The following is a 2162-nucleotide window of genomic DNA, read 5'->3' as shown; positions in this document are numbered from 1 at the left end:
CAGTTGTGTCAGTTCAAGCCTGAGCTAATAAGTATTAGCAATTCATCTTCCACAATCTTCATATCCTCTGCGTCCAGTCCTAACAGCGGGCGCGCCGGATACTGCATTTCCTTTGCACGGACGGACGGGCGATCCCGCAGCCCGTACTGATGCACCTTCGCCATCCGTTGCACCTGTCCGGTAAATTCCACCACGGCGTCGTCAGCGGTGCCTTTGGCTTTCATATATTTTGCCGTGCGCAGTTTGGCGAACATCTCCCGCTTAATACGGCCTTTCTTTGCCCGCAATGGCTGCGGACGTCGCGGGGTGAAGGGATGCCCCTCCGGCGTGACCTGCTGCTTAATGCGCTGCTGCTGATGTTTGCGCAGACGCTTCGCAATGGTCGCCGCCATCGCCTTCCGGCTTTGCGGTGACAACGCGGCAATCAACCCCGCCAGGCGGGTATCAAACGCAGTCAGCTCACTCATTCCACTGACTCACTAACTCGCCGTGCAGGTACAGCTCACGCGGCCTTTCCACCGGCTCCGGCAGTGGCGGTTCCGGAAAGTGTTCAACGTGCAGACCGGCATCAATCTGTTTCACGATCACACGCTCGGTGAGCTGCACGTCAATCGCGATATCGTAGGAACCATCATCGAGCATATCGGCCTTGAATTTAAAGCCGGTCTGCTGCTTTTCCGGTGTCGCCATGATGTCCGGCTGGTTTTCACGCAGCCACGCCAGTATGGGGACAATGATCAGATCGCAGTCCTGGGCAAAGTTGGTGATAAGTAGCTCCATCTGATACTGGTATTCAAACGACAGCGAACTGGCTAACGTGGAAACGATGCGCCCGTTATCCACAAACATCCGCAGGGTGTCGGGGCTGGTTTGCAGCACCGGCACGGCGTCAGTTAACGCTTTTCGTAGCTGTGCGGGTTTTAACACGGTGTTCCTCCTGGCATTGTTTGACCGCTTCCACCTGGAGGCCGCAGGCGGTCAGCGCGGCCTCCAGGTTTCTGACGTCACTGCTTAAATCGCCGTTAGTGACCGGTGAGCTTGCTGGTATCGGGCAACTGGTTACCGCCGGACAGCCAATGTAAATAATCTGCGGCGCTGGCAAAGGCGGGACGTGCGTGCACCCGGCTAATACCATCAGGCAGAATAGCTGCATACCAATCGCGCATTTCCTGATTTTCATTAAGTAACCTTTGAATATGAACTTCACGGACGCGCGCCTGCTCACCCGCCCGTGAGAGCTGGGTGCGCAGACTTTGTTCCTGGCGTTCCCGCATCACGGCCTCATCGTTCAGGCGATTAATGGCGTTGTCGCGGCTTTCAATACCGGCGGACAGTGTGCCGATAATGCGCTGCGCCTGGTCGGCTTTTTCAGTCAGGCCACCGATACGCCAGGTTTGCAGTCCCGCCAGTGCGCAGGCGGCCAGCAGTAACAAAATTAAAATGCGCATCAGACACCCCGCAGGCAGTAGGCCAGCTCATTCGCGCGGCGCCGTTCCAGGCCGGTAACACGGACACCGTTCACAAACACCCAGCGCGGCAGCTGTTCGCAGGCTTTTCGCCATTCCCCCTTGTTGATGAAAAACGCCAGGGTAGATTGACACGCCGCCGTCACGCCGACGTTGAACGCAAAGGACGCTACGGCGTCATACACCGGCTGTGGCATGGCAACCGGCATGCAGCGGGCAATGCCTTTCTCCACCCGCATCACGTCTTCCACCAGGTTCACGGCGGCCTGACGTTCGCTGATGTGCGTTTGCGGCTTCACGCCTGCGGTGTGCCCGATGCCGTTTGTCCAGACGCCCGCGCTGCATTGATAGGCGGAAAGACGGCAGCCTTCAAAATCAGCAATCAGTGCCAGACCGGCGGCGGACGTTTTCAACGTTGGCGTTTGCGGCAGCAGCGCGGCAATCGCCAGGACAGCGGCGACGGCGCAGCGCCTAACGATTGATGGCTGCATTGATTTCTCCACTGACGCCCATCTTTTTCAGCAGGCGATAGGTTTTGCGCCGGTAGTACCAGTTCACCAGAAAGGTCGCCACGCCGACGGCGGCACCGACCAGAAAGGCGATATCCTGCGGTGACATCGCGCCGAGCCAGGCAAGAAAGGCCGCGACGCAGTAACAGATAAACGAGGTGATGCGCTCCATGGTCATCAGTCCCAA

General features: G+C 58.0%; 6 protein-coding genes. All 6 read right to left on the bottom strand.

The annotated features are described in order from the left end of the window. Window positions 1-8: 8 nt before the first annotated feature. The 6 genes from D6C13_RS25225 to D6C13_RS25200 are packed head-to-tail and all read right to left on the bottom strand — an operon-like array spanning window position 9 to window position 2147. Window positions 9-467 (bottom strand): phage virion morphogenesis protein, encoded by a 459-nt coding sequence (locus D6C13_RS25225; protein WP_120135334.1) that lies wholly within the window; start codon window positions 465-467, stop codon window positions 9-11. Next, the gene (locus tag D6C13_RS25220; protein WP_120135333.1) at window positions 460-927 is read right to left on the bottom strand and encodes a phage tail protein; all 468 of its coding nucleotides are present in this window, start codon (window positions 925-927) and stop codon (window positions 460-462) included. The genes D6C13_RS25225 and D6C13_RS25220 overlap by 8 nt, the downstream gene beginning before the upstream one ends. Beyond that, on the bottom strand, window positions 890-1135 hold the full coding sequence (gene lysC / locus D6C13_RS26045; protein WP_244212812.1) for an Rz1-like lysis system protein LysC: 246 nt from the start codon (window positions 1133-1135) through the stop codon (window positions 890-892). Before lysC ends, D6C13_RS25220 begins: the two co-directional genes overlap by 38 nt. Further along, window positions 1023-1448 carry an Rz-like lysis system protein LysB gene (gene lysB, locus D6C13_RS25210; RefSeq protein ID WP_120135332.1) on the bottom strand — a complete coding sequence of 142 codons (426 nt, stop codon included), beginning with the start codon at window positions 1446-1448 and terminating at the stop codon, window positions 1023-1025. The genes lysC and lysB overlap by 113 nt, the downstream gene beginning before the upstream one ends. Then, window positions 1448-1957 (bottom strand): lysozyme, encoded by a 510-nt coding sequence (locus D6C13_RS25205; RefSeq protein ID WP_120135331.1) that lies wholly within the window; start codon window positions 1955-1957, stop codon window positions 1448-1450. The genes lysB and D6C13_RS25205 overlap by 1 nt, the downstream gene beginning before the upstream one ends. After that, window positions 1938-2147 (bottom strand): phage holin, encoded by a 210-nt coding sequence (locus D6C13_RS25200; protein ID WP_120135335.1) that lies wholly within the window; start codon window positions 2145-2147, stop codon window positions 1938-1940. The genes D6C13_RS25205 and D6C13_RS25200 overlap by 20 nt, the downstream gene beginning before the upstream one ends. Window positions 2148-2162 lie beyond the last annotated feature (15 nt).

The sequence above is a fragment of the Rahnella woolbedingensis genome, from assembly GCF_003602095.1.
GTDB lineage: Bacteria > Pseudomonadota > Gammaproteobacteria > Enterobacterales > Enterobacteriaceae > Rahnella > Rahnella woolbedingensis.
Note: the sequence above shows the minus strand (reverse complement) of the source record. Positions and strands in the feature narration are given on the sequence as shown.